We start from the raw sequence: 19,077 nt of genomic DNA on the forward strand, positions 1-19,077 counted from the left end.
TTCCCGCTGGCCCCCATGGAAGCCATGGCCACCGCCGTGCCCTGCGTCGCCTTCGACGTCGCCCCCGGCGTCCGCGAAATCATCCGCCACGGCGAAGACGGCCTGCTCGCCCCACCCGGCAACACCAGCGAACTCGCCCGCCACCTGAACACCCTCATCACCGACCAGGCCCTGCGCGACCGCATGGGCGACGCCGCCCGCACCAACATCCAACGCTACGCCACCGACACCATCGTCCAGCGCTGGGAAGACCTCTTCACCTTCCTCCAACGATGAATCACCCCCGACCCTGAGGGTCCGTGGACGGTGAACCGTCCCTCCCGGCAGCGTCCGCCCGCTGCTCCTCGTGTGCGGGCGCTGCCGGCGGGCTCATCGGCTCAAGCGGGCGGCCGCTCCCAGCGCGTCAGCAGGTGCGGCCTACGTAGTGCGCGCCGTCGATCCGGCCTGCGGACCCCAGCCAGGTGACCCCGGGGCCCACGCAGCGCTCGTAGTTGGGCCCGAACACCTCCACCTCGATGATCACGCGTGAGCCGTCACCCGTGCAGTGGTTGTAGTACGCGTCCCTCGAGGTCTCGTAGAAACCGCAGGGGTTGGCGGACGCGCTGGGGGCGCTCGCCACGGACATGCCGAGGGTGAGGGCCGCGGCGCCGAGGGCCGCCAGGAGGGTACGGCGAAGGCTCATGGGCGTAGCTCCTTGTCGAGTTGTGGAGATGTCGACCGTCCGGGGTACCGGGCGCGGATCGCCACGGCACGGGGGAGAGCGTCGTCCCGATCGCCCAGGACGTCAGGCCGTATCACTCGTACGGGAATCGGAAACCACCGGTTCGAGTGGTGCAGCGGATCGCGGGAGTTCGACCTTTCGGCAGGAGGAGAACCGGGCAGCGCTGCCTTTCGCGGAGCTAATCAAACTTGACTACCGTCCCCGTCGGGCGTACGTTCCTTCTCCGCGGCCGCGCGTGATGAGTGCGTGAGGCCCCTGCCGTGAGGAGAAGTTCGCGTGACCTTTCTGCCTGACACCGGGTACGTGGCGACCGACGAGGACCGTGCGAGCCTGGATGCCTGGTTCGCGGAGTACGACGCGCAGAGCGCGAAGCGCGATGTCGCGCGCATGGCCGACATGGCGGTGTTCCCGCTGAACCTGGTGAGTGACGACTCGGCCGGCAACGGGCGCTCGGCGCAGTGGGACCGGGAGCAGTACGTCGTGACGATGACGCACGTGATGGGGGAGGGCAGCGAGGACATCACCTTCGAGTCCACCCGGACGCCCGTCTTCCTCTCGTCCTCGATGGCCGTGGTGTTCACGGACTCGACCATGACGCAGGAGGGCCGGAGTCAGCAGCTGCGGTACGCCGACATCCTGATCCGGCGGGACGGGAAGTGGGCGTTCCAGACCATGATCCAGGGTGGCTGGGGCGACAACCTCTGAGCCCGGCCCGGTCGCCACGGGGAGCGGGGAGCGGGGAGCGGGAAGCGGGGCAGTGTACGGGCCCGGTGGGACGGCCGGGCGGAATCCATCGCGTCGTGAGGAGAGCTGAGTCGGTACCTCTGTGTCCTCCGTAGAACTGGGTGCCCACCGTGCACGGGGGTCACCGCGCCACCACGGCGTACGTCCCCGTGCGCTCCCCCTGTGGCCCAGCTGGAGGTCAGAGAAGTGAGCCATCGATACGCGAACAGCGGCCATCGGCAGGTGAACAAGCGGACCGGCGTCCTCGTCGGCGGCGCGGCGGCGGCCCTCGTGGCAGCGGCGATCGTCCTGCCGCAGGCCAACGCCGGCGTGGACCGGCCGCGGTCGCCGCGGACGTTCTCCTCCGAGTCGGCCGCCCAGCTCGCCGCGTCCTTGAAGGCGGACCTCGGTACTGACCGGACGGCCGGCTGGTACATGGACGCCGAGAAAGGACGGCTCGTGATGAACGTCCTGTCGGCGGACGACGCCAGAAAGGTCGAGGCGCAGGGGGCCGAGGCACGCGTCGTACGCCACAGCATGAGTGAACTGGAGACGGTGACACGGGCGTTGCGTGCTTCCGCGACCGTCCCCGGCACGGCGTGGTCCATCGACCCGAGGACCAACCGGGTCGCGGTCCTCGCCGACCGTACGGTCACCGGCGAGAAGCTGGCCGCCCTCACCGAAGCCGTCGAGAAGGCGGGGGGAGGCATGGCGAGCGTCAAGCGGTCGGCGGGGGAGTTCCGGCGGTACCACGGCGGGGACGGTGCCGCGGGGACGGCAGCGGACACCGGTGGCGGCGGAGATGCCGGCGGCGAGTCCGGAGGGGGCGACGGTGGGACCGGAGGCGATGCTGGCGCGGCTGGAGGGGGCGACGGCGGCGGTACGGGCGCACTGCCCATAGGCGGAAGCGCCATCTTCGGTGGCAACGCACGCTGTTCGCTGGGCTTCAACGTCACGGTTCAGGGAGCTCCGGCGTTCCTGACCGCGGGGCACTGCGGCAAGGGCAGCGCGACCTGGTCGGCCGACCAGGCGGGGGCGCAACCGCTCGGCACGGTGGCCGACGCGCAATTCCCCGGGAGCGACTTCGCCCTGGTGACCTACGACGACGCGGGCGCCCGCCCGGAGAGCGCGGTCGACCTGCAGAACGGCAGCACGCAGCGGATATCCCGGGCCGCGGAAGCTGCCGTGGGGATGCGGGTACAGCGGTCCGGCAGTACGACGGGCCTGTCGGACGGGACGGTCACCGGCCTGAACGCCACGGTGAACTACGGCAACGGCGACATCGTCAACGGGCTGATACAGACGGACGTGTGCGCGGAGCCCGGGGACAGCGGCGGGTCGATGTTCTCCGGCGACGCGGCCATAGGGCTGACCTCCGGCGGCAGCGGCGACTGCACACAGGGCGGCGAGACCTTCTTCCAGCCGGTCACCAAGGCACTCGAAGCGACGGGCGCCGAGATCGGCGCAGGTGACGGAGAAGCGGCCGCCGGCGGATCCGATGCCACCGGCCGGGCGGAGGAGCCGGCGGGCCGGTAGTTCACCGCGCGGGAGTCGGCCCGGGTCGCCTGGGCCGGGAGACTGCTCGCCCGGCCGGTGAACTCGTGCCGTATGTAGTCGGTGAGGTCGTTCCCGTGGATGATGATGTCGGTCTGGTGGACGGACCGTACGGGGTGGCCGGACTCGCCCGCGGTGCCAGGCAGGTAGCGGTGGCTGTAGACGGGCACCAGTTGCGGTACGGTCGCCGGCTCCGGCCGTGCGACCTGGAGCGCCTCGGAGGTCTCCGCCGGCCTCGGACTCCAGGCCGGGTGCCGGAAGCCGTTGTGCTCGACGTCGAAGAGCACGCCCTCGTCCGGTCGGGAGAGCCGCCCGGCCAGGTCCTCGGGTCGCCGTTGCGCCAGCCGGGCCAGTGCCGTGCCCCGTGCGGGAGCCCGGCGGCGAGAAAGCCCCTGTGATCCGCCGAGAAGGTGAAGCCGAACCGTGCCTCGACCGCGTCGAGTTCCCGCTCCGCCCGAGTCCAGGTCGCGCCGCTGCACGCGGACAGCGGCTGCCCCGGGCCCGCCGTACAGCACCTACCCCCTGAGGCAGGACAGCGCCACCGCCCCATGCACAGCGGCACCCACGGCCAGTGCCGGCTCGTCGTGCACGACTCGGCTGGAGTGGTTGTCGGGTACCCGGCCGGGGGCCTGTCCCGGTGGGCAGGCGCCGAGGAACGCCATGGCGCCGGGGATCCGTTCCAGGACGAACGCGAAGTCCTCGGCGGCCATGATCGGGTGGGGCAGCAGGCCGACCTGCCCCGGGCCGAGCAGGTCCGTCGCCGCGCGGGTGACCAGGTCGGTGAAGCCGGGGTCGTTGGCCACCACCGGTGTGACGTCCGGCAGCTCCACGTCGGCGGTCAGGCCGTGCGCCGCCGCCACGCCGTCCGCCACCCGCACGATGCCGTCGCGGACCTTCTTGCGAGTGGCGTCGGACAGGGTGCGGAAGGTGCCGGCGATCTCCGCCGTGTCCGGGATGATGTTGGACGCCGTACCGGCGGTGACGCGGGTGACGCTGAGGACGGCCGGTTCGAAGACATCGACCGTACGGGTCACCATCGTCTGCAGCGCCTGGACGATCTCGCAGGCCACCGGTACGGGATCCAGGCCCCGCTGCGGCGCGGCAGCGTGCGCGCCCCGGCCGTGGACGGTGACGGCCAGCATGTCGGCGGCGGCGGACTGCGGGCCGGGCCGCAGGTGGACGGTGCCGGACGGGTGCCGGGTGGTGATGTGCAGGGCGAACGCCGCGTCCACCGGCCTGCCGTCCGGCGTCTCCAGCACACCTTCCTCGATCATGGCCTGCGCGCCCTGACAGATCTCCTCGGCGGGCTGGAACATGAACACCACCCGGCCCGCCAGCCGGTCCCTGCGGGCGGCGAGCAGCCGGGCGGCGCCGAGCAGCATGGCCGTGTGGGTGTCGTGGCCGCAGGCGTGCATGACGCCGGGCGTGCGGGAGGCGAAGTCGAGCCCGGTCTGCTCCGTCTGGGGCAGCGCGTCCATGTCGGCGCGGAGCAGGATCGTGCGCCCGGGGCGGTCACCGGTCAGCGTGGCGGTGACGGAGGTGAGCCGGGTGCCCGTGGTGACGGTCAGCGGGAGGCCGGACAGTTCGCGCAGCACCGTCTGCTGCGTACGGGGGAGGGCGGTCCCCAGCTCCGGGGCGCGGTGGATCTCGCGGCGCACGGCGGTGAGCCACGGCAGCAGCCGCCGGGCGTCCTGAAGGAGCGTGCCGTCGGTGTGGTCTCCCATGGGGCCCATGATGAGATCGCGGCGCCCGTACGGCCAGAGGACGCCTTCCGTTCCGGCCGTCCTCCCGGGCGCGGGGCGGCAGCCCACGGACACGCCCGCCCGCTCCGGTGGTGCGCGGTCCTCCGTACGCCGTACGGAGTACCGCGCACCACCGTCACGGCTCAGACCGCCGCGGCCCGCCCCCTGCGCAGCCGTGTCAGGACGAGGTGTGCCACGACTCCGAACACCAGGCCCCAGAAGGCCGAGCCGATGCCCGCGATCGTCACCCCGGACGCGGTGGCCAGGAACGTGATCAGGGCCGCCTCGCGGTCCTTCTCCTCCTTGACCGCGCCGGTCAGGCCGCCGGCCAGCGCGCCGAACAGCGCGACCCCGGCCACCGCGGCGACCAGCTCCTTGGGCAGCCCGGCGAACAGCACGACGAGCGTCGAGCCGAACGCGCCGATCAGCAGGTAGAAGAAGCCGCACGAGACACCGGCCACGTACCGGCGGCGCGGGTCGCGGTGCGCCTCGGGGCCGGTGCAGATCGCCGCGGTGATCGCGGCCAGGTTGATCGCGTGCGACCCGAACGGCGCCAGCGCCGTGGACGCCAGGCCGGTCGAGCCGATCAGCAGCCGGTCCTTGGGCTCGTAACCGGAGGCGCTGAGCACGGCCATGCCGGGCGCGTTCTGCGACGCCAGGGTGGCCAGGATCATCGGTACGGCGATGCCGATGAGCGAACCGGCCGAGAACGACGGCGCGGTGAACACCGGCCGGGCCAGCTCCACATGGTCGATGTGGATGTCCAGCCGCGCGGTGACCGCGCTGAACACCACACCGGCGGCCAGCGCGAGCAGCACCGCGTACCGGGCGAGGAAACGCTTGCCCAGCAGGTAGGCCACCAGGACCGCGCCGGCGATCCACGGCGCGGTCTTCAGCGACGTGAACACCCCGGTCCCGAAGGAGAACAGGATGCCCGCGAGCATCGCCGACACCACGGCCGTCGGAATCTGCCGCATCAGCCGGCCGAACACCCCGGTCAGCCCGACGAGCGTGATGACCGCCCCGGTGACCAGGAACGCGCCGACGGCCTCGGCGTAGGAGTACGCGCCCAGGCTGGTGACCAGGAGCGCCGCACCCGGGGTCGAGAAGGCCGTGATGACCGGCATACGGGTGCGCAGGCTCAGCGCGATGCAGGTGACACCGCTGCCGATGGAGATCGCCCACACCCACGAACTGGTCTGGCCCTGGTTCAGGTGGCCCGCGTGGGCGGCCGCCAGCACGATGACCAGCGGCCCGGAGTACGACACGACGACGGCCACGAAGCCGGCCAGCACGGCCGACAGCGAGGCGTCGCGGAACAGCCCGGGCCGTGCCTGTGGCGGGCCGTCCGGTGGTGAGCCGTCCGTGGGGGGACCGGCCGGTGGCTCCGCGGGGAGAGCGGTGCCGGTCGGCGGGGTGTTGCTGGTGGTGTCCGAACTCAACGGTCTTCCTTTGCGGCGCGTTCCAGTGCCTGTTCCAGGTCGGCCACGAGGTCGGCCGGATCCTCAAGACCGATGGACAGGCGGATCATGTCTTTCGGGGAGGTGCTGCCCGGCCCCTCGAAGGTGTAGCGGTGTTCGACCAGACTTTCCACCCCGCCCAAGGACGTGGCCCGGATGAAGAGTTCGCAGTTCTGCGCCGTACGCAGGGACCGCTGCCAGTCCCCGGCGACGTGCAGGGACAGCATCCCACTGAAGCCGCCGCTCATCTGCCGGGCGGCCACCTCGTGGCCGGGATCGGTCGGCAGCCCCGGGTACGCGACCCGGCTGACCTGCGGATGATCAGCGAAGTGCGCGGCCAGCGCCTGGGCCGTGGCCGATATCTGCCGCATCCGCGGGAAGAGCGTACGGATGCCGCGCATCAGCAGGTACGTCTCCAGCGGACCGAGGATCGGGCCGGTCAGCCTGCGGTGCAGCCGCAGCCGCTCCCACAGCGCCTCGCGCGCCTCGGCCGCGGCGCCGTCCGCCCCCTCCGGTGCGGGCGCGGCGACGAGGAAGCCCGCCACCACGTCCGTGTGGCCGTTGAGGTACTTGGTGCCCGAGTTCATGATCAGGTCGGCGCCGAGCGTGAACGGCCGGGTATGCACCGGTGTCGGCACGGTGTTGTCCACGGCAAACAGCGCCCCGGCACCGTGCGCGATCTCGGCGCAGGCCGCGAGGTCGGTCACCAGCCAGGTCGGGTTCGCTGGGGACTCCGCCCACAGCAGCGCGGTCGGCGCCGCCGCCACCGCCGCGGCCACCGCGTCCAGGTCATCCATCGGGACGCGTACGACCTCCAGGCCGCGCGCGCCCCCGAACTCGGCCAGCCACTTGGTCAGCCCGAAGTACATGGTCTGCGGCACCACGACCCGGGCCCCGGCGGGCAGCACCTGGAACACCGCGGTCGCGGCGGCCATCCCGGAGGAGAACACCAGCGCGTCCCGGCCGCCTTCGAGACCCGCCAGGACCTGCTCCACCTGCTCGTACCCGGGAGTGCCCTGGTCGCGGAGGTAGGCCAGGCCGGCGGGCGAGCGGTACTGCTCGTCGCGCGCGAACGTCGCCCCCAGCTCGATGGGCGGCGGGATCGCCCCGGTGGCCGGCGAGCGCCAGCCGTCGCCCTGGGCGGCGCGGGTCGCCGGGCGGTACTCCTGCCGCCAGGGGGTGAAGGTGTCACGGACGTTCATTCAGAGCCTCACAGTCAGCGGGTCGAGAGCGGTACGCAGGGCGAGTTCGGCGTCCATCAGCGCGCGCGACGGAGCACCGGGGGACGGGACGTAGTGGTTGTAGTAGCTGGAGCCCTCGGTGTGCGGACCGAGGAAGTACAGCCTGGGCTGCACCTGTCCGGCAGGGTCGATGCCGCGGCCGTCCCGCGTGACGTGCAGGCCCGTGGCGCTGCCGCCGTGCCGGGCCAGGGTGGCGACCCGGCCGGCCGCGACGAGCGTGCCGAGCAGCGAGCCGGGCACCTGGTCGGCGGGCGGCTCGGTGACATGCGCCGCCACCACATGGTCGACCTCGACGGTCTCGGGCCGCTCCAGGCAGGTCGACTCCAGGCGCCAGGGCGCGGTGCTGCCGGACGGCGCGACGACCTCGGGCCGTGGGCCCGGGCCCAGCCGCAGGACGCCCGCGTCGAGCAGCGAGAGCAGTTCCGCGGAGCGGTCCAGCTGCGGTCCGATGACCAGGCGGTTGACGGTGGCGGTGAACGCGCCGAAGAAGCGGTCCAGCGAGGCCGCGTCGAGCCCCGGCGGATCGACGGCGGCCCGCAGCACGTCCCGGTGGTCGCGCAGTACCTCCAGGGCCTCCTTGCGGGGGCTGCGGCCCAGCCCCGTACGCGCGTCGCCCAGATCCTCCGCGACCTCGGCCGCGAACCAGTCCGCGTACTCCTGGGCGTCCGCCCACCGGCGCTCCGCCGCCGGCGCGTCGAGCACGCCCCGCAGCGGATACGGCCCGTAGTGCTCGCGGGACTCGGCGAGCAGGGTGCGCCAGCCGGCCTGCTCGGCGCGGCGCGCGAACTCCGCGCCCGCGGCGGCGAGGTCGCCCACCTGGCCGCCCAGTACCGCCCGGTAGTAGGCCAGTTCCATCTCGGCCTCGATCAGCGGCAGCACGTCGTCGGCGAAGCGCAGCCGCCCGCCGGGCCGTACGGCGCGCCGCGCGTCCAGCTCCGCCTCGGTCAGCGCGAGGGGTACGAACCGCAGCCGGCCGGGGTTCAGGTACGGGCGGCTGCGGGACGGCAGGCCCGTACGGTTCGCGAGCACGATGAGCGGCTCGCGGCCGCTGGGCACGTACCGCAGCCCGGACGCGTGGCCCCCGTCGCCCGCTCCGTGCGCCTTCTCGTGACGGCCGCCGCGCCCCAGCGTCAGCGTCGCGATGACGTCCATCGCGGTCAGGCCCATGCCCAGGACGGCGACCCGCTCACCGGGCGCGATGCCGTCGAGCACGTCGGGCAGCGGATACGGGTGGGACACCAGGCGGGGCGCGGCGACGGCCGGCTCCCGGTGGTACAGGGAGTGGTGCCCCACGGTGACGAAGACCGCGTCGGCGTCCACGACCGTACCGTCCGCGAGGTGCACCGCCTCGCGCTCCGCCGCCCCCGGCCGTACGTCCAGCGCCGCGCACCGGTGCCGCACCAGCCGCATCCCCTCGGGCGCCGCGGCCAGGATCCGGCCGGTGGCCCAGGCGAGGTAGTCGTGCAGCAGCCGCCGCGGCAGGTAGTCGTTCGGTTCGATCTCCCGGCCCTCGCCCGCCCGTACGGTGTAACCGTCGGCGCCGATCCGCAGGCCCCGCGAGCGGCACCACTCGTGCAGACCGGGGCCGGTCGTGGCGGTCGGGCCGTTCACCATCCGTGCGTCGGCGAAGGCGGTGACCTGCGCGCACACCGTGTTGAGCAGCAGGTGGTCGGGCTGGTCGGCGAGGTGGAAGCCCGGGCCGGCCGGCTGCGGGTCGACCAGGTGGACGGTGAGCGGGAAGGGCCGCGCCGCGCAGTGGCTGACCAGGCGCTCCAGGAGACCCAGCCCGCGCGGGCCGACGCCGATGACCACGAGGACGGGCGGGCGGTTCGGATGCTCGTGGGTCACCATCGGCGGGTCTCCCCGAAGAAGTCGGGCACGCTGACGGCTGTACCGTCGGCGCGGGCCTGCTGGAGGGCGAACGCGCCCACGGCCAGGTCGAGGACGCCCAGACCGAACGGCGAGAAGATCACCGGCCGGTCCGCGGCGGGCTTCACCTCTCCGTTGAGCACCCCGGCCAGTGTCCCGGACACGAAGTCACGGTTGCCGGTGAGCTGTTCGGCCAGGTGGGGCGAGGTGTTCGCCTTCATGCAGTGCTCCACGTCGTCGAAGACGTTCTGCGCGCCCAGGATCACTTCCGGCGCGAGGTCGCGCAGCGAGATGTTGAGCACCACCTGGCCGGCCTCGAACTGCCGGTGCACGTACGGTTCCAGAGCGGTGGTCGCGAACACCACCGTCTCCGCCTCCAGCGCCGTGCCCAGGTCGCCGGTGACGGACGCGGGGCGCCGCTGGGTGTCGCGGACATGCGCGGCGAGCGCCTGCGCCGACGGTTCGTGCAGGTCGTGGACGAGATAGGCGTCCGGCGCGCAGCCCGCGGCGTGCAGGTAGTCGCAGATGTTGCGCGCGATGACACCGCCGCCGACCACGGCGACACGGGTGCCCTCGTAACCGTCCGGCCGCAGTGCCGTCGCCGCCACGGCGGCGGAGGCGGCGGTCCTGGCGGCGCTGATGGTCGCCGCCTCCAGGACCGCGATCGGATAACCGGTCGCGTAGTCGTTCAGGACGAGGACCGCCGAGGCGCGCGGCACCCCGTTCTCGGTGTTGCGCGGAAAGCTGGATATCCATTTGAGGCCGGCCAGCTGGACGTCCGCGCCGATGAAGGCGGGCAGCGCGATGATGCGGGAATCCGGCTTCTCGGGAAACCGCAGGAAATAGCTGTCCGGGTTGACCGTCTCGCCGGCCTCGTGACTGCGATAGGTACGGGCGACGATGTCGAGAACGTCACCGCGCCGGCTCTGTAGCGTCCGGCGTACGGAGTCACCCGGCACCACGTCGAAGGTGAACATGCCACATGTCCTGTTCTCAGGCGCGCGCCTGGTCCATTTCCGGTTCCGGGCCGATGAGATGCGGCCAGCGTTCGGCCACCCATGCGTCGTCGTACACGCTTTCCAGATACCGTTCCCCGAAGTCGGGGGAGAGGGCCGCGACGACACTGCCCTCCGGAATGTCCGGCGCCGCGTCCCGCACGGCGGCCAGCACGGTGCCGGTGGAACCGCCGAGCAGCAGCCCGCGTTCCCCGGCGAGTACCCGGCACATTTCCACTGCGGCCGACTCCGGTACGAGCACGATCTCGTCCACGTGTTTCTCGTCCAGGATTTCCGGGCGGCGGCTCGTGCCCAGCCCCGGAATGTGCCGGCGGGACGGCGGGCCGCCGAAGGTGACGGAACCGAGCACGTCGACCGCGATGACGCGGGTCGCCGGGCTGTGCTCCCGCAGGAACTCGGCGCAGCCCATCAGCGTCCCGGTCGTGCCGGCGCCGATGAACGCGTAATCGATGTGGCCGAGCGCCTCGACGAGGGCACGGCCGGTGCGTTCCCGGTGGGCCCGTGGCCCGGCCGGATTGGCGTACTGGTTCAGCCAGTACGTATTCCGGTCGCGGCGCAGGCGTTCGCGGATGTAGTTGATGCGGGACTGCAGGAAGCCGCCATTACCGTCGCGTACGTCGATCACCACGACCTCGGCGCCGAGCGTCTCCATGAGGCGTATGGACTGGGCGTTGGCGTTGGGATCGGTCACGCACGTCAGTGGATAGCCTTTCGCCGCGCACACCATGGCGAGTGCCACTCCGAGATTTCCGGAGGTGGACTCGATGAGCCGGGTGCCGGGAAAGGGGCGGCCGGTGTTCTCGGCTTCGGCGACCAGCGCCACCGCCGTCTTGAGTTTCACCGAACCCGCTGGATTGAGGCCTTCGATCTTCAGGAAGACAGAGCTTCCCGGGACCAGTTGATCGACCCGGATGAAGAGATCATCCAGGATCAGGTCATACACTTCTTCTGCTATCACTGGAATCCAAGGTGATGGAAAGTGGGCAGGCGCGGCTGCCGGATCCGTCCGGTGCCGAGCGCATGCGGAGCGAGTCACACGCGGTGATCAAGGCATGCAGAAGAGATGGAATGTTCCCCCGTTCGTTTCCCCCGTAGGCCGTCCCGTCGTCCCCCGTAGAACCGTGACGGCGATGCCTGCTGGGAAACATACCCGGTGGAGCAAGATCCTTCCAGCATGAAGGGTCGGTGAAAGTGCAACCGCTGTGCATCAGTGAGGCGGAATCAGCAGTTCGGAGGGGGAGCGGGGGCTCCGCGTCCCGGGCCGCGGTAAACGAAAGAGGCTGCCCGGAACCGGTGGACACCGGATTGCACCGCCGTCGGGGGCCGGCCGGCCGACGGCAACGCCCGGCCCGCCGAGCAGACCCGCGGCCGGACGGTTTCTTTGCGTATTGTTGACGCTTTCGGTCGCCCTATTCGTGTGGGAGACCGTCGGGAGGACGGTGCGGGCTTTCCGGAACGGAACCCGCCGTACCCGGCCCCCGCGCGTCTTCCCGCGACCGCCCGGCCAGTTCGTCGAGCTGGAGTTGCAGGCTCCTGGCCTCGCCCGACCGGTGCTGGATCCGGTACAGCTCCAGCGCCTGCTCCCACGCCTCCCGGGCCTGGCCGTGCTGCCCCAGTGCGGCATGCGCCTGGCCGATACCGTGCAGCAGAAGGGCCTCGTGGTACGTGTTGCCGATGTCGCGCAGGAGGCCGAGAGCCCGCCGGCCGTGCTCCAGGACTTCGGCGTACCGTCCCGTGCACAGCCCCAGATAGGCGTGGACCCCCAGGGACAGTGCCTCACCGTTGCGGTTGCCGTGGCGGCGGTGCAGGAGCAGGCCCTTCTCGCAGTAGGCCCGGGCCTGCTCGTGGTGGCCCAACTGCGCGGAGAACCACGCCGACTGGTTGAGCCCGCGGGCCTCCCACTCCTCGTCGTCCAGCGCCTGGAACAGGGCCAGGGAGCGGATGGCGTGGTCCAGCGCCGGCCGGGTCTCCCCCTGCTGCCCCCAGGCCCACGCCAGGACGCGGTGGGTGTGCGCCTGACTCGGCAGGTCATCGGTACGTTCGGCGAGCGCGAGCACCTGGTGCAGCCGCTCCAGAGCCTCGGCGTGCCGGCCCGTCAGTGCGCACGCTTCGGCGAGGAGGCGGTGCGCGAGTGCCTGGGCGGCCTCGTCCCCCAACTGCCGCGCGGCAGCCAACCCGTCGCTCGCTACGTCGATCTGCTGCGTGAGCAGCCCCCGCCGCCAGTGATAGGTGTGCAGCGTCGGCGCCAGCTGCCACACGGCCCGGTGCCACCGCCGTTCGACCGCCAGCCGCTGTGCGCCCATCAGGCAGGGGTGTTCGGCGTCCAGCCACGCGAGCGCCCTGGTCTCGTCCGGCAGTGTCTGGGGGCGGCAGCCCCGTACGGGCGGGGCCGGTGCGACCGACTCGCGGTGCGGGTCCAGCACCTGGTCACCGGCGTAGGCCGTATGCAGGTAGAAGTCCACCAGCCGCCGCAACGCGTCGTCGCGGCTGTCCTGCGTCTGGTGGGCGTGCGCCTGCTCGGACGCGTAGAGGCGGATCAGGTCGTGCAGCCGGTGGCGGCCCGGCGACGGCTGGGACACCAGGTGCGCGGTCTCCAGCTCCCGCAGCAGTACGCGGGTCCGGGCCGCGGGCAGCCCGGCGAGCGAGGCGGTGGCGTGCAGGCCGATGTCCGGCCCCGGCGCCAGTGCCACCAGCCCGAGCAGGACGGCCGCCTCGGGGGACAGGGCGTGGTACGAGGACGAGAACGCGGCCCGCAGGTTCAACGGGATCTCACCGGCGTCCAGCTCGTCGAGCCGGGTCGCGTGGTCCCGCAGCTCCTCGGCGAGGGCGGCCAGGGGAAATCCGGGGTGGGCGGTGGCGCGCGCGGCCACGATGCTCAGTGCCAGCGGCAGCCCGCCGCAGCACTCCAGAAAGGCGTCCACCGCCTCGGGCTCCGCGGCGACCCGCGCGTCACCCAGGTGGGCGACCAGCAACTGACGGGCCTCGGCAGCGGGCAGCACGTCCAGGTCCAGCGGACGGGCCCCGTGGGCGGCGACCAGACCGGCCAGCCGACGGCGGCTGGTCACCAGCACCGTACAGGCCGGATCCCCCGGCAGCAGGGGCGTCACATGGGTGGTGTCGCGGGCGTTGTCCAGCACGATCAGCAGACGCCGGCCGGCGACCAGGCTCCGGTACAGCCCCACCTGGGCATCGAAGTCCGCCGGCATCCCGGCCGGATCCACCCCGAGGGCGCTGAGGAACCCGCGTACCGCCTCCGCCGCCGGCATCGGCTCGCCGACGGGCGTGAACCCCCGCAGATCGACGAAGAGCCGGCCGTCGGGAAACCGGTCGACGTGCCGATGCGCCCAGTGCAGCGCCAGCCAGGTCTTCCCGATCCCCCCGACCCCGCTCAGCGCCGAGATCATCACGGTCGCCCCGGCCTCCGCCACACCGTCCAGCGCGGCCGTCAGCGCGGCCAGCTCCCCGGCCCGGCCGGTGAACCCCCGTGGCGCGGCGGGCAACTGCTGCGGCACCACCGAAGGCTCGCGCCCGGAGTGCAGGTGCACCCCACCGTGCACCACCCCGGCCTGCACCACATGCCCCGTGACCGGCGCGGACACCTCGTTACGGACATCCGCCCCGGCCGGCCCCCGGTCCCGGCCGTTCGCCTGCTCTTCCGTCTCCACCGCCTCCAACCCCCGCCACACCACTCGGACATCCCGAGTGTCGCGCGCAAGCGGAACCGGCGGTGGCACCCCGGCACATCTCCACTCGCGGGAGTGAAGCCCGAGGCAGAAGGGCTGGTGATCCGATCGGGGCGCCGGCTGGGGGAGGGCTGAGCGGAACATCCTCGGCGCTGCCGGGCGGCGCCGACCCAGTGCCGTACGAGCTGCGCCTTGGCCACCCGTGGAACCCGGTCGGCCCCGCAGCGCACATCCGGCAGCGGCAAAAACGTTTGACGCCTGCCGATGCCCAGCGATCGGATGGCGCCTCATGAGCGCCGCGCAGATGCACCCCGGACAGCACCCCATCGACGACGACCTCGTACGGCGGCTGGTAGCCGGGCAGTTCCCCCGGTGGGCAGGGCTGCCGGTGGAGCGGCTGGCGTCAGGTGGGACGGTCAATGCCATGTACCGGCTCGGTGCCGGCATGGTCGTACGGATGCCGCTGGTCGAGGGCGGGGCCGGGGACGTGCTCCTGGAGCGGGAGTGGCTGCCGCGGCTCGCACCGCGGCTGCCGGTGGCCGTTCCTGAGATGCTGGCGGCCGGGGAGCCCGCCGAGGGGTATCCGTGGCCGTGGTCGGTGTACCGGTGGCTGCCGGGGGAGAACCCCGAGGCGGGGGCGTTGGCGGATGCCGAGGCGCTGGCCGGGGACCTGGCCGCGTTCGTGGCGGCCATGCGGGGCAGCACCGTGCCGGGGGCGCCGACGGCGCACCGCGGCGGGCCGGTCGCCACGCTCGACGCGGAGACCCGGTCGGCGATCGGAAAGCTGCGCGGCATCCCGGCGGAGGGCGTCGACTGCGATGCCGTGACCGCCGTGTGGGAGGACGCGTTGCGGGCCCCGGACTGGGACGGGCCGCCGGTGTGGCTGCATGCCGACCTGATGCCCGGCAATCTGCTGGTGGACGGCGGCAGGCTGACGGCGGTGATCGACTTCGGGTGTACGGGGACGGGCGACCCGGCCTGCGACCTGTTCCCGGCGTGGAACCTGCTGCCGGCCGGCGCCAGGAAGGTCTTCCGCGAGGCGCTCGGCGTGGACGACGCGACCTGGCGCCGGGGCCGGGGCCGCACCCTCTCGCAGGCGGTGATCGCGCTGCCGTACTACCGGACGACGAACCCGGCGATGGCGCGCAACGCCCGGCACGTGATCCGGGCGGTGCTGGAGGAGGAAGACTGAGAGGACTGTGGGGGCCGAGGGGGACGGGCCACGCGGGGTACTCGCCTCGCCCGTACGCGGAGCGGTCCGTCCCCGCCCGCCGGTGAACGGCGGACGGCGACGGGCGAGGCGAAGCGGCCCGGTCAGGGGCGCGCCGGGATCAGCAGCTCAGGTTGCCGCCCGTGCTCGTGCCCAGGATCTGGGTGAACTTCTTGAAGTTGTCGATGCGGCTCTGCACCTGGCCGGGGTTGCCGTTGTTGCACTCCAGGCTGCCGTTGATGGCGCGGATCGTCTCGCCGAAGCCGCGGTCGTTGACGATCGCGTCGTGCGGCGTCATCGTGCCCGGGCCGCGCTGGGTGTTCCAGTACCAGAGGCCGGTCTTCCAGGCCACGGCCGAGTCCGTCTGGACCAGGTTGGGGTTGTGCAGCAGGTCGATGCCGAGCGCGTCGCCCGCCGCCTTGTAGTTGAAGTTCCAGCTGAGCTGGATCGGCCCGCGGCCGTAGTACGCCGCCTGGCCGGCCGGACAGCCGTACGGCTGGTTGCGGTCGCAGTAGTGCGGGTAGTTGGCCGTGTTCTGCTCCACGACGTGGACCAGGCCGCCCGTCTCGTGGCCGACGTTGGCCAGGAAGGCGGCGGCCTCCCGCTTCTTGATGGTGTCGCTGCCGGTGTTGGCGAACCCGGGGTAAGCGCTCAGCGCGGCCTTCAGGCCGTTGTACGTGTAGAACGGGTTTCTGTTCGGGAACATCTGGTTGAACTGCGCCTCGCTCACGACGAAGCCGGACGGGTTGGTGCCGCCGCCGCAGTCGTAGGGCTCCCAGTACCAGGTGCTGATGACCGGGTCGTAACCGGGGTTGTCGTGCTTGGCGCGGTAGTACTGGCCGTTCGTGTACTTGACGATGTTTCCGGTGACGTACTGCTTGCCCGCAGTCCAGATGGTGAAGTTGCAGCTCGCAGCGGGTGTTGCGGAGCCGGAGGAGGGAGCGGCCGTGGCCGACGGTGCCGCGACGGTGAGAGTCGCCGCACAGGCGGCGGCCGAGAGCACGGCGGCTATTCGCTGCTTGAGCAACATGTGATCACTCCTCGGTGCGGCAGGGCCGCGTTCGATCGGCGACGGACGGTCCGGCGCACGACGAGCACCACGGACCGCGCTCCGGTTCGCAAGCGCGATCACAGGCTGGTGGTACTCAACTCGCTTGGTCTGTACCAGTCAAGATGCCGAAGGGGTGGATTCCGGAACGGACAGCAAGCGGTCACCGATACGCGCGATACGGGCAAGACGGACGCCCGTGTCCGGCTCACGACGGCGCTTTCCGCCCCGCGACGGCTCTTTCCGCCTCCGCCCCGCTGCCGAAGGTCTCGGCAGGGCCGGCCTGACCGTCGACGAAGCCGGACTGACCGTCGACGAAAGTGACCGTCTCGGCGAGTGGAGCCCGGTCGATGCGATCGGGACCTGCTCCTGGGGCCTCGAACCCGATGGAGACCCCGCAGAACAGGACCAGTTCCGGTGGGGGCGACACGGCCTCGGCGACCGTCCGGCAGTACACCGACCACGCCATCTGCGGACAACTGTGCAGCCCTTCGGCGCGGAGCAGCAGCATGACGGTTTGCAGGTACATGCCGAGGTCGGCCCACTGGGCCGGCCCCATGTCGCGGTCGATGTAGCAGAACAAGGCCGCGGGCGCGCCGAAGCAGTCCCAGTTCGCGGCAACGGCCGCCTCCCGTGCCCGCCGGTCCTGCCGTGAGATCCCGAGCGCGGCGTAACGCTGCTCCGCGGCGGCGGACCGGCGCTCCCGGTACGGAGACTTCAGTTCCGGCGGGTACATCCGGTACTCCCGCTCGTCCCCGGGGTCACCTGCGGCCACTCGCTCGGTGGTGCGCTTCTTCAGCTCCGCCAGGGGCGTGCCGGTCAGCACGTAGACGTGCCAGGGCTGAAGGTTCGCCCCGGACGGTGACCGGACCGCGGCGCACAACACCCGTTCCAGCGCTTCCCGGGGGACCGGCTCCTCGCTGAACCGGCGCACCGCCCGCCGGCTCGCCACCGCTGCGTAGACGTCCAAGTCGAGCTCCCTCCCTGTCGATTACGGCCCCACCAGCCCCACCTGGTGACGGGCCCTCTACGGTGGTGACGGCCGACGACAGGGAGAGGTGACCGGTGAGCGCGCACGACGGCCTCGCGGAGGACTTCGAGACGCACCGCAGCCGATTGCGCGCGGTCGCCCAGCGCATGCTCGGCTCGCACAGCGAGGCGGAGGACGCCGTGCAGGAAACCTGGCTGCGGCTGGCCCGGACCGAAGCCGGCACCGTGCACAACCTGGGCGGCTGGCTCACCACGACGGTCTCCCGCATCTGCCTCGACATGCTGCGCGCCCGCGCAGCCCGCCGGGAGGACCCGGCGGGCCACCCGGCGCCCGACGAGAGCCCGGACCTCGCCACGGGGCGCAGCCCGGAACACGAGGCAGTACTGGCGGACTCGGTGGGCCGCGCCCTTCTGGTGGTACTGGACAGGCTGGGCCCCGCCGAGCGTGTCGCGTTCGTACTGCACGACATGTTCGCCGTGCCGTTCGACGAGATCGCTCCGGTCGTGGACCGCTCCCTCGCCGCCGCGAAGCAGCTCGCGAGCCGGGCCCGGCGCAAGGTGCGGGGTGCCCCCGCCCTCCCTGGAGCGGAACTCGACCGGCAGCGGCGGGTCATCGAGACGTTCCTGGCGGCGGCGCGAGCGGGTGACATCGGCGCCGTCCTGGCGGTGCTGGCGCCCGACGTCGTACGGCGTGCGGACCCCGCGGCCCTTCCGGCGGGCAGGCCGGCCGAGGCGCGCGGCGCGCGGGCCGTGTCGGAGGAGATCGTCGTCTTCGGGCGCGACGCGCACGTCGCGGAGCCCGTACTCATCGACGGCGTCGTGGGGATCGCGGTCGCGCCGTACGGACGGCTCAGGCTCGCCCTCACCGTCACGACCGCCCGCGAGCGGATCACCGGCTACGAACTCATCGCCGACCCGAACCGGCTTCGGCAACTCGATCTGGCCGTTCTCGACGAAGCCGGCGTTCTGGTCGGCCAGGGGGTGTCGTGAACGTGCTTGCTGTGGGTGGGAGCGAGCGGTGCGGTGGCCCTTGATCCACACGGGTCGGGCTTCGTAGTCTGGTTCGATGGGACATGACGACCTTCCGGCCCTTGAACTCGCCTTCCCCGGTCCGGAACGTGACCGTGGTGTGGCGGCGATCCTGAGCGGTCAGAAGACCGCGCTCACGGGTCTCCTGGAGATTTACGAGCACGCCGGAGAGGCGGTGCCGATGGCCGGTCAGCGCTTCTCGGTGCTTGATTCCGAAGGTCGTCCGGCCGTCACGATCGAGGTCGTCGACGTGCGCGTCGTTCCCATGAAGGAGATCGACGACGACTTCGCGCGAGCCGAGGGACGCGGCTACTGCGACGTGGCCGAGTGGCGGGCAGCCCACGAGGAGTTCTTCCGGAGCGATGGCGTGAGCGAGTACCTGGGACGCACCCCAGTCATTGATGACCACACTCTTGTCGTCGCGGAACGCTTCCGCGTGGTCGAGCCCGGCGACTCGGGTAGGCCGTGACCTGGGTCCGACGCGATGAGGGTCCGGGGTCAACCGGGCCGGCCCTGTGGGTGCGGGGAGCGGCTGCTGGTCAAAGCCACTCGTTGAGGGCTGCGACCCGCACGGCTGCCTCGTAACGGACGGCGCGCTTGCCATGTCGCGTGGCGACGGCTCGGTGGCGCTCAAGCCGGTTGACCCCGCATTCCACCGCGCGCTCTTTTGGCCGGCGGTGTCGAGCGGGGACAGAGGCTTCTGTCCCCGCACGACACCCCCCGCCCCGGGGGCCCCCCCGCCGGGGGCCGGGCCGGCGGCCGCGCGCCCCGCGGGCGGCGCGGCGTAGCCC

At 72.1% G+C, this 19,077-nt stretch carries 16 protein-coding genes; 6 read left to right on the top strand and 10 right to left on the bottom strand.

Annotated features, from left to right (window positions below; translation table 11 throughout):
* The coding region (locus AB0L45_RS39165) for a glycosyltransferase (RefSeq protein ID WP_365848580.1) at positions 1-276 on the top strand (276 nt) is incomplete at its 5' end.
* Positions 277-403: 127 nt separating this feature from the next.
* Here AB0L45_RS39165 and AB0L45_RS39170 read toward each other — a convergent pair.
* The gene (locus AB0L45_RS39170; RefSeq protein ID WP_365848581.1) at positions 404-682 is read right to left on the bottom strand and encodes a DUF6355 family natural product biosynthesis protein; all 279 of its coding nucleotides are present in this window, start codon (positions 680-682) and stop codon (positions 404-406) included.
* Between the two features lie 315 nt (positions 683-997).
* On the opposite strand from AB0L45_RS39170, the gene AB0L45_RS39175 reads away from it, so the two are divergent.
* Positions 998-1,426: a nuclear transport factor 2 family protein gene (locus AB0L45_RS39175; RefSeq protein WP_365848582.1), complete on the top strand. Its 429-nt coding sequence runs from the start codon at positions 998-1,000 to the stop codon at positions 1,424-1,426.
* A 261-nt stretch (positions 1,427-1,687) separates the two neighbouring features.
* Complete coding sequence (locus AB0L45_RS39180) at positions 1,688-2,980, top strand: S1 family peptidase (RefSeq protein WP_365848583.1); 1,293 nt, start codon at positions 1,688-1,690, stop codon at positions 2,978-2,980.
* 533 nt (positions 2,981-3,513) lie between these two features.
* Here AB0L45_RS39180 and AB0L45_RS39185 read toward each other — a convergent pair.
* The 7 genes from AB0L45_RS39185 to AB0L45_RS39215 form a co-directional block, all read right to left on the bottom strand.
* Positions 3,514-4,722, bottom strand: a complete 1,209-nt coding sequence (locus AB0L45_RS39185) for a M20 family metallopeptidase (protein WP_365848584.1) — start codon at positions 4,720-4,722, stop codon at positions 3,514-3,516.
* Positions 4,723-4,883: 161 nt separating this feature from the next.
* On the bottom strand, positions 4,884-6,182 hold the full coding sequence (locus AB0L45_RS39190) for a benzoate/H(+) symporter BenE family transporter (RefSeq protein WP_365848585.1): 1,299 nt from the start codon (positions 6,180-6,182) through the stop codon (positions 4,884-4,886).
* A complete protein-coding gene (locus AB0L45_RS39195; protein ID WP_365848586.1) occupies positions 6,179-7,402 on the bottom strand; it encodes a PLP-dependent aspartate aminotransferase family protein in 1,224 nt (407 codons plus the stop codon). The genes AB0L45_RS39190 and AB0L45_RS39195 overlap by 4 nt, the downstream gene beginning before the upstream one ends.
* Entirely contained in the window at positions 7,403-9,292 is a 1,890-nt protein-coding gene (locus AB0L45_RS39200; protein ID WP_365848587.1) for an FAD/NAD(P)-binding protein, read from the bottom strand.
* Positions 9,286-10,287: a 2,3-diaminopropionate biosynthesis protein SbnB gene (gene sbnB / locus AB0L45_RS39205; RefSeq protein ID WP_365848588.1), complete on the bottom strand. Its 1,002-nt coding sequence runs from the start codon at positions 10,285-10,287 to the stop codon at positions 9,286-9,288. Before sbnB ends, AB0L45_RS39200 begins: the two co-directional genes overlap by 7 nt.
* A 16-nt stretch (positions 10,288-10,303) precedes the next feature.
* Complete coding sequence (gene sbnA / locus AB0L45_RS39210) at positions 10,304-11,269, bottom strand: 2,3-diaminopropionate biosynthesis protein SbnA (RefSeq protein WP_365848589.1); 966 nt, start codon at positions 11,267-11,269, stop codon at positions 10,304-10,306.
* A 466-nt stretch (positions 11,270-11,735) separates the two neighbouring features.
* A complete protein-coding gene (locus AB0L45_RS39215; protein WP_365848590.1) occupies positions 11,736-13,991 on the bottom strand; it encodes a tetratricopeptide repeat protein in 2,256 nt (751 codons plus the stop codon).
* 307 nt (positions 13,992-14,298) lie between these two features.
* Here AB0L45_RS39215 and AB0L45_RS39220 point away from each other — a divergent pair, with 307 nt between their 5' ends.
* Complete coding sequence (locus AB0L45_RS39220) at positions 14,299-15,201, top strand: aminoglycoside phosphotransferase family protein (RefSeq protein WP_365848591.1); 903 nt, start codon at positions 14,299-14,301, stop codon at positions 15,199-15,201.
* Between the two features lie 139 nt (positions 15,202-15,340).
* On the opposite strand, the gene AB0L45_RS39225 is transcribed toward AB0L45_RS39220, so the two are convergent.
* Both AB0L45_RS39225 and AB0L45_RS39230 read right to left on the bottom strand, forming a co-directional pair.
* Entirely contained in the window at positions 15,341-16,246 is a 906-nt protein-coding gene (locus AB0L45_RS39225) for a glycoside hydrolase family 19 protein (protein WP_365848595.1), read from the bottom strand.
* A gap of 229 nt (positions 16,247-16,475) precedes the next feature.
* Positions 16,476-17,237 (bottom strand): nitroreductase, encoded by a 762-nt coding sequence (locus AB0L45_RS39230; protein WP_365848592.1) that lies wholly within the window; start codon positions 17,235-17,237, stop codon positions 16,476-16,478.
* 95 nt (positions 17,238-17,332) lie between these two features.
* On the opposite strand from AB0L45_RS39230, the gene AB0L45_RS39235 reads away from it, so the two are divergent.
* Together AB0L45_RS39235 and AB0L45_RS39240 are read left to right on the top strand one after the other, a co-directional pair.
* Positions 17,333-18,247, top strand: coding sequence for a sigma-70 family RNA polymerase sigma factor (locus AB0L45_RS39235; RefSeq protein WP_365848593.1), 915 nt, complete (start codon positions 17,333-17,335; stop codon positions 18,245-18,247).
* 76 nt (positions 18,248-18,323) lie between these two features.
* Positions 18,324-18,755: an ASCH domain-containing protein gene (locus tag AB0L45_RS39240; RefSeq protein WP_365848594.1), complete on the top strand. Its 432-nt coding sequence runs from the start codon at positions 18,324-18,326 to the stop codon at positions 18,753-18,755.
* The last annotated feature ends 322 nt before the right edge of the window (positions 18,756-19,077 follow it).

This window comes from Streptomyces sp. NPDC052496 (assembly GCF_040679095.1).
GTDB lineage: Bacteria > Actinomycetota > Actinomycetes > Streptomycetales > Streptomycetaceae > Streptomyces.

Excerpts from the sequence above, each read along its gene's own strand:
- AB0L45_RS39170 (WP_365848581.1), bottom strand. The coding sequence starts at position 682 with ATGAGCCTTCGCCGTACCCTCCTGGCGGCCCTCGGCGCCGCGGCCCTC.
- AB0L45_RS39185 (WP_365848584.1), bottom strand. The coding sequence starts at position 4,722 with ATGGGAGACCACACCGACGGCACGCTCCTTCAGGACGCCCGGCGGCTG.
- AB0L45_RS39195 (WP_365848586.1), bottom strand. The coding sequence starts at position 7,402 with ATGAACGTCCGTGACACCTTCACCCCCTGGCGGCAGGAGTACCGCCCG.
- AB0L45_RS39200 (WP_365848587.1), bottom strand. The coding sequence starts at position 9,292 with ATGGTGACCCACGAGCATCCGAACCGCCCGCCCGTCCTCGTGGTCATC.
- sbnB (WP_365848588.1), bottom strand. The coding sequence starts at position 10,287 with ATGTTCACCTTCGACGTGGTGCCGGGTGACTCCGTACGCCGGACGCTA.
- AB0L45_RS39220 (WP_365848591.1), top strand. The coding sequence starts at position 14,299 with ATGAGCGCCGCGCAGATGCACCCCGGACAGCACCCCATCGACGACGAC.
- AB0L45_RS39240 (WP_365848594.1), top strand. The coding sequence starts at position 18,324 with ATGGGACATGACGACCTTCCGGCCCTTGAACTCGCCTTCCCCGGTCCG.